7 protein-coding genes are annotated in these 6,347 nt (G+C 71.4%); 1 reads left to right on the top strand and 6 read right to left on the bottom strand.

Going from position 1 to position 6,347, the window contains the following annotated elements; genetic code table 11:
- Positions 1–262: 262 nt before the first annotated feature.
- The 3 genes from ACGFX4_RS21715 to ACGFX4_RS21705 all read right to left on the bottom strand — a co-directional run bounded on the left by ACGFX4_RS21715 (position 263) and on the right by ACGFX4_RS21705 (position 2,267).
- A complete protein-coding gene (locus ACGFX4_RS21715) occupies positions 263–1,057 on the bottom strand; it encodes a DUF3710 domain-containing protein (RefSeq protein WP_393076792.1) in 795 nt (264 codons plus the stop codon).
- 128 nt (positions 1,058–1,185) lie between these two features.
- Positions 1,186–1,647: a dUTP diphosphatase gene (gene dut, locus ACGFX4_RS21710; protein ID WP_393076816.1), complete on the bottom strand. Its 462-nt coding sequence runs from the start codon at positions 1,645–1,647 to the stop codon at positions 1,186–1,188.
- Positions 1,648–1,649: 2 nt separating this feature from the next.
- Positions 1,650–2,267, bottom strand: a complete 618-nt coding sequence (locus ACGFX4_RS21705; protein ID WP_393076789.1) for a PaaI family thioesterase — start codon at positions 2,265–2,267, stop codon at positions 1,650–1,652.
- 162 nt (positions 2,268–2,429) lie between these two features.
- On the opposite strand from ACGFX4_RS21705, the gene ACGFX4_RS21700 reads away from it, so the two are divergent.
- Positions 2,430–2,882: a DUF3093 domain-containing protein gene (locus ACGFX4_RS21700; RefSeq protein WP_393076786.1), complete on the top strand. Its 453-nt coding sequence runs from the start codon at positions 2,430–2,432 to the stop codon at positions 2,880–2,882.
- Positions 2,883–3,089: 207 nt separating this feature from the next.
- Here the strand turns inward: ACGFX4_RS21700 and ACGFX4_RS21695 are convergent, their stop codons facing one another.
- The 3 genes from ACGFX4_RS21695 to ACGFX4_RS21685 form a co-directional block, all read right to left on the bottom strand.
- Positions 3,090–3,389 (bottom strand): DUF4193 domain-containing protein, encoded by a 300-nt coding sequence (locus ACGFX4_RS21695; protein ID WP_345699305.1) that lies wholly within the window; start codon positions 3,387–3,389, stop codon positions 3,090–3,092.
- A 442-nt stretch (positions 3,390–3,831) separates the two neighbouring features.
- The gene (locus ACGFX4_RS21690; protein ID WP_393076783.1) at positions 3,832–4,806 is read right to left on the bottom strand and encodes an acyl-ACP desaturase; all 975 of its coding nucleotides are present in this window, start codon (positions 4,804–4,806) and stop codon (positions 3,832–3,834) included.
- A gap of 175 nt (positions 4,807–4,981) precedes the next feature.
- Complete coding sequence (locus ACGFX4_RS21685) at positions 4,982–6,316, bottom strand: sensor histidine kinase (RefSeq protein ID WP_393076780.1); 1,335 nt, start codon at positions 6,314–6,316, stop codon at positions 4,982–4,984.
- Positions 6,317–6,347: the final 31 nt, after the last annotated feature.

The raw sequence follows: 6,347 nt of genomic DNA, 5'->3' as shown, positions 1-6,347 counted from the left end.
ATATCTGGCGTTGACTTTTGGCACGCTGTTGAGTTCTCAAGGAACGGACGCTTCCTTCGGACCGCCTTCCAGCGGGCCCTCCGGGCGCTTCGTTCGTTTCTCCAGCTTATCAGAGAATTTCAGCTCCGTTTCACCGGCGCTTTCCCTCTGACTCGCTTTCGTTCGCCCCTCTCGGCGCGACTCCGGAACTGTACGGGGACGGGAGCCCCACAAGCAAATCCGCCCCCGCCCGGTGTTCGGGCGGGGGCGGAAGGGCGCTGCGTCAGCGGACCTCGGTGATCTCCGGGCCGCGGGCGAACGGGTCGAGGTTGCCGCCGGCGTAGGGGCTGTCGCCCTCGCCGGAGGTGGCGGGGCCACCGTCGGCGACCATCTGGGCGTCCTCGGGGAGCTTGAGCACGATCGGGTCGCGCGGAGCCATCGGGGTCTCGCCGCGGACGACCACGGTCTGGCGGAAGACCTGCTCGAGGATGCCGGCCATCTCGGGCTGGACGGCGGCCTGGCCGGAGATGACACCGCGCAGGAACCAGCGCGGGCCGTCGCAGCCGACGAACCGGACCAGCTGGACGCCCTGGGTGCCGTCCGGGAGCTGGACGGGGACCTGGGCGCGGAGGTGCCAGCCGAGCTCGCCCTCCTCCTCCTCGACGATGCCGCCCTGGCCGCTGATGCCGTTGGCGATCTCGTCACGGACCTCGCCCCAGATGCCCTCGGACTTGGGGGCGGCGAACGCCTGGAGCTGGATCGCACTGTTGCCGAGCACCAGGGTGGCGGCGACGATCGCGTCACCGGCCACCTCCACCCGGAGCTCCATGCCCTCGACACCGGGGACCAGCAGGCCACCCAGGTCGACGCGGCCCTCCTCGGGCTTCTCGAGCTCGGCGATGTCCCACGGACCGTCCGGGCGGGGGGCCGGCGGCAGGCCGACCCGGTCCGACGGGTCCAGCTCGGTGTCGTTCTCGCTCTCGGCGGAACCCTCGACGTCATCGGCCGTCTCGTCGGCGCTGATGGCGTCCTCGGCGAGCTGCTCGACAGCGTCCTCGCTCTTGCGACGACGGAACACGGTCACTGTCCTTCCCGGTCCAAGACCGAATCCAAGACCGAAGCGAATACCTGCGAAGCGGTGTGGTGCGTGTGCTGCTGCTTGTACCAGCCCGGTACCGGCCCGGCTACTGCGAGACCGCGGGAATGCTAGACCGCGGCGTGGCCGCCGGTCGACCCGAACCCGCCCTCGGCACGTGCCGAACCGGGCAGCTCGGCCACCTCGTGGAAGCTCGCCTTCTCGACCTGCTGGATGACCAGCTGGGCGATCCGGTCGCCTCGACGGAAGACGACTGCCTCGCGCGGATCCAAGTTGACGACGATCACCTTGATCTCACCACGGTACCCGGCATCGACCGTCCCCGGGGCGTTCACCAGTGCAACTCCGCAGCGGGCTGCGAGTCCGGACCGGGGGTGCACGAACGCGGCGTAACCGTCCGGAAGCGCAATGGCGATGCCGGTCGGCAGGACGGCCCGCTCGCCCGGCTTCAGCTCGGCCTCGACGGTGGTGCGCAGGTCGGCGCCGGCGTCGCCGGGGTGCTCGTAGGCCGGCAGCGGCAGCTCGGGGTCGAGCCGTCGGATCAGGATGTCGACCGGCGGGCGGGGGGTCAGGCTCACGGGTTCACCTCAAAGGCTCGGGCGCGCTTCATCAGGTCCGAGTCGTCCAGGACCTTCTTGATGTCCTCGGGACGACCGTGCGTGGTGAAGTGTTCCAGCTTCACCTGGATGAAGAGTGCCTGTGCCCGGATGGCGAGCGGTCCGTCCGGCCCGCCGATCCGGCCCTCGGCCGCGCTGTAGATCTTGCGGCCGTGCACGCCGGTGATCCAGGCGCGGATGTGCAGCACGCTGTCGACGGGGACCGGGCAGACGAAGTCGGTCTCCAGCCGGCCGGTGACGGCGGGGGCGTGCAGCAGCCAGTTCAGCGAGCCGAGGGTCTCGTCCATGGCGGTGGTCAGCAGGCCGCCGTGGGCCAGCCCGGGGCCGCCCTGGTGGCAGTCCCGGACGGTGAGCTCGGCGAAGACCTCCAGGCCCTCGCCCGCGGTGGTGGTCATCCGCAGGCCCTGCGGGTGCTGCGGGCCGCAGCCGAAGCACTGGTCGTAGTGCGAGCCGAGCGGCGAGCCGGGGGCGGGCGCCTCGGGGGCGCGCGGCGGCAGGACGGCGTCGGCCGGCGGCGTGGTCGGCGTCAGGAACCCGGCGGAGGGCGTGGGGGGCGAGGCGATCGGTCCGTTCACACGCGCGACCTTACCTGCCAGTAGCAAAGGCGAGGAGGGGCGGCTTCGGCACCCGCGGCGCACCGCGGCGGGCGCGGGGGCGGGCGCGGGGACGGGCCCGGGGACGGGCGCAGCGGCGGGGTCAGCGGCAGGCCCGGCGGTGGGGCCGCCCACAATGGGGGCATGTACGACGAACGTCTCACCGTCCCCCGTTCCTGGTGGCTGCTGCCGATCGCGGTCGGGGTCTCGCTCGCCCTGATCCTGCTGCGCTTCAGCGGGGTGGCCGCGCTGGCCGGCCTGGTCGTCGGGGTGGTCGCGGGCGCGGCCGCGCTCAGCAGCTACGGCTCGGCCCGGATCCGGGTGGTCCAGGGGTCGCTGGTGGCCGGGCAGGCCCGGATCCCGGTGTCGGCGCTCGGCGCGGCCGAGGTGCTCGACCCGGCGGAGGCGGTGGCGTGGCGCGGGGTGAAGGCGAATCCGCGGGCCTTCATGCTGCTGCGCAGCTACGTGCCGACGGCGCTGAAGGTGGAGGTGACCGATCCGGCCGATCCGACGCCGTACCTGTACCTGTCGACGCGCTCCCCTCAGCGGCTGGCGGACGCCCTCGCCCAGGCGGCCCGGGGAGGGCGTGTCCAGTAGCGCCCGCAAGGGGCCCCAGGAGGCCCCTGAACGCGAAGGAGGGACGGTTCCGCAGGTCTGCGGGACCGTCCCTTCTCCGTTCTTGTGGGTGCGGCCGCTCGGGGCGGCCGCTGCTGCTGCCTCCGGCCTCGCTGCTCAAGGCCGGTCGGGGCGGCTCACCGGGTGGGCGGAGGGGTCTCGCCCGCCCGGACCACGGCCGCTCCGTGGTCAGGCCCCGCAGTCCCGGCAGATCGGCTGGCCGTTCTTCTCGCTGTAGAGCTGGCTGCGGTGGTGGACGAGGAAGCACTTGAAGCAAGTGAACTCGTCGGCCTGGCGGGGCAGCACTCGGACCGACAGCTCCTCGTTGGAGAGGTCGGCTCCGGGGAGCTCAAGGCCTTCGGCGGCGTCGTACTCGTCGACGTCGACCGAACCGGAGGACTTCTCGTTCCGGCGGGCCTTCAGCTCCTCGATGCTGTCCTCGTTGAGGTCGTCATCGGTCTTGCGTGGGGTGTCGTAATCGGTTGCCATGTGTCGCTCTCCCCCTTTGGGTGTGTGCGGTGTGCGGTATCTCCAGCGCACGTAACGCATGGGAGGTCGGTCTTGTGCCCGACCCGAGGCGGAGATTGTGCCTTACTTCAAGCCCCGTTACTCAATCGACACCCAGCCGGAAGCCCGTTGGGGTGATCGAACAGGTTCCGAACGCGTTCACCCGGGGGTGCTAATCCGCCACTGCTGCGCGGCCGCCCCGACTACCGAGGGTGCCCGGCGGACGGGGCGGAGGGCGCCAACTGACCTGCCTGCCAAGAGAGCTGACGGCAGATCGCCAAATCACTGGGCGCAGACCTCCGGTCACGCTGTGCAACCGGCTCGCCCGAACGGGTGATCACCCGAGAGGGGCACCCAGGCTCGTCCGAGGGGCGGATGTGAGCTTCGCCACAGTCAGAACTTTTCTCCCGAAATTCGGGCAATCTCACTTCCGGGCGGCAGCCGCGGCCCGGCGGGCCAGCATCGCGGCCTGGCGCTCGTCGAACTTGGTGGCCTGGGCGTCCAGGCCGTCCAGGAAGGCGCCGAGCTCCTGCTGGGCGCGGGCGCCCTCGGGGCCGAGGCCGTCGATCTCCATCACCTTGAGCTTGCGCAGCACGGGCTGCAGCACGTCGTCGTGGTGGATGCGCAGGTTGTAGACGTTGCCGACGGCGATCTGGACGGCGGAGCGCTCGAAGCCGGGCATGCCGTGGCCGGGCATCCGGAAGTTGGTGACCACGTCCGCGATGGCCCGCATGGCCTGGTCCGGGGCGATCTCCAGGGCGGCCTTCAGCAGGTTCCGGTAGAAGACCATGTGCAGGTTCTCGTCGTTGGCGATCTTGGCCAGCAGCTGGTCGCAGAGCGGGTCGCCGGAGTGGTGGCCGGTGTTGCGGTGCGCGATCCGGGTGGCGAGCTCCTGGAAGGCCACGTACGCCACGGAGTGCAGCATGCTGTGCGAGTTGTCGGACTCGAAGCCCTCCTCCATGTGCGCCATCCGGGCCCGCTCCAGCTCGACCGGGTCGACGGCCCGGGTGGCGAGCAGGTAGTCGCGAATGGCTATGCCGTGCCGGCCCTCCTCGGCGGTCCAGCGGTGCACCCAGGTGCCCCAGGCGCCCTCGCGGCCGAACATGGTCGCGATCTCGTGGTGGTAGCTCGGCAGGTTGTCCTCGGTGAGCAGGTTGACCACCAGCGAGATCCGGGCCAGCGGGGTCACCTGGGACTGCTCGACCGACCACGCCTCGCCGCCGAGCACACCGTCGAAGTCGCGGCCCCGGCTCCACGGCACGTACTCGTGCGGCATCCACTCCTTGGCGACCTTGAGGTGCCGGTTGAGCTCGGTCTCGACGACCTGTTCGAGTTCGAGGATCAGCCGGGCGTCGGTCCAACCGGAGGTGGCGGTGCGCTGCACGGGTGCGATGGTCACGGCGGTACTCCTGAGGGGGTAACCGGGGCGTGCCCGGTCAGGCTCGTCTCACCTACGGCTGCGTAGGTTACGACACCGTAAGTTGACCGGGGCGCAAATGACAAGCCGCCCCTGTCCAGCGCTTATGTCGTTCTGACACGGCTGGGCAGGGGCGGCCGGCGGGGGCACGGTGCGGCTAGGGCACGCGGACCTGGATCCGCAGGCCGCCGCCGGGGCGGGGGACGGCCTCGATGGTGCCGCCATGGGCACGAACGACCGAGCGCACGATGGACAGGCCGAGGCCCACGCCCTTGTCGCTGCGGGTCCGGTCGGCGCCCTTGATCCGGCGGAACGGCTCGAAGATGTGCTCCAGCTCGTACCCGGGCACCACCGGGCCGGTGTTCGAGACCACCAGTTCGCCGCCGCCGCCGGGGACGGACTTGGTGGTGATCTCCACCCAGCCGTCCGGGCTGTTGTAGCGCACGCCGTTCTGCAGCAGGTTGAGCGCGACCCGCTCCAGCAGCACGCCGTTGCCGGTCACCGGGGCGGCCTGCAGGTCGGTGCGCAGGGTGACCTCGCGGCCGGTGGCCTCCGGCTTGACCTGTTCGACGGCGCGCAGCGCGACCTCGGACATCTCCACCGGGCGGCGCTCGGTGATCTCGTTCTCGCTGCGGGCGAGCAGCAGCAGGCCCTCGACCAGCTGCTCGCTGCGCTCGTTGGTGGCCAGCAGGGTCTTGCCGAGCTGCTGCAGGTCGGGCGAGGCCTCGGGGTCCGAGAGCTGGACCTCCAGCAGGGTGCGGTTGATCGCCAGCGGGGTGCGCAGCTCGTGCGAGGCGTTCGAGACGAACCTGCGCTGCGAGTCGAAGGCGCGGTCGAGCCGCTCCAGCATGTCGTCGAAGGTGTCGGCGAGCTCCTTGAGCTCGTCGTCCGGCCCGTCCAGCTCGATCCGCCGGTGCAGGTCGGAACCGGCCACCTCGCGGGCGGTGCGGGTGATCCGGCCGAGCGGGTGCAGCACCCGGCCGGCCATCGCGTAGCCGGCCGCGAAGGCGATCACGGCCAGGCAGACCAGCGCGGTCAGGGCCTGGCGCAGCAGGGTGTTGAGCGCCGCGTTGGACTGCACGGTCTGGTAGTTGGCCAGCCAGCGGTCCAGGGTGGCCTGGTTGGTGATCTGCAGGCCGTCCGGCGTCTCGACGGTGATGTTCTGGCCCTTGAGCACCAGGTGCGGCAGGGCGGCGTCCTGGAGCGACTGGCGGACGAAGTAGTACATCAGCAGCAGCAGGACGACGCCGGCCATCAGGAACATCCCGCCGTACAGCAGGGTGAGCCTGATCCGGATGGTGGGGCGCAGCGACAGCCAGGCGAACAGGCCGTCACCGGGGTGGTAGCGCTCCTCCGCCCGGTGCTCGGTGCGGCGGCCCGGTCGGTGCGCGGTGAGCGCCGGGTGCGGGGGGTGGGGCGGGCGCGGCGGTACCGGCCCCGGGCCGCCGGCGGGCGCGCCGGGGGCCCCGCCGGCGGGTGGCGGGGTGGTCATGGCCAGTCCTCTCGGGTTCTCCTGGGTGGGG

Origin of the sequence: Kitasatospora sp. NPDC048365 (genome assembly GCF_043200835.1) — a bacterium.
In the GTDB taxonomy this organism is placed as follows: Bacteria; Actinomycetota; Actinomycetes; order Streptomycetales; family Streptomycetaceae; genus Kitasatospora; species Kitasatospora terrestris.
Note: the sequence above shows the minus strand (reverse complement) of the source record. Positions and strands in the feature narration are given on the sequence as shown.

What these genes read in the sequence shown, in the direction of transcription:
- ACGFX4_RS21700 (WP_393076786.1), top strand. Translation starts at nt 2,430, where the DNA reads ATGTACGACGAACGTCTCACCGTCCCCCGTTCCTGGTGGCTGCTGCCG.
- ACGFX4_RS21695 (WP_345699305.1), bottom strand. Translation starts at nt 3,389, where the DNA reads ATGGCAACCGATTACGACACCCCACGCAAGACCGATGACGACCTCAAC.
- ACGFX4_RS21685 (WP_393076780.1), bottom strand. Translation starts at nt 6,316, where the DNA reads ATGACCACCCCGCCACCCGCCGGCGGGGCCCCCGGCGCGCCCGCCGGC.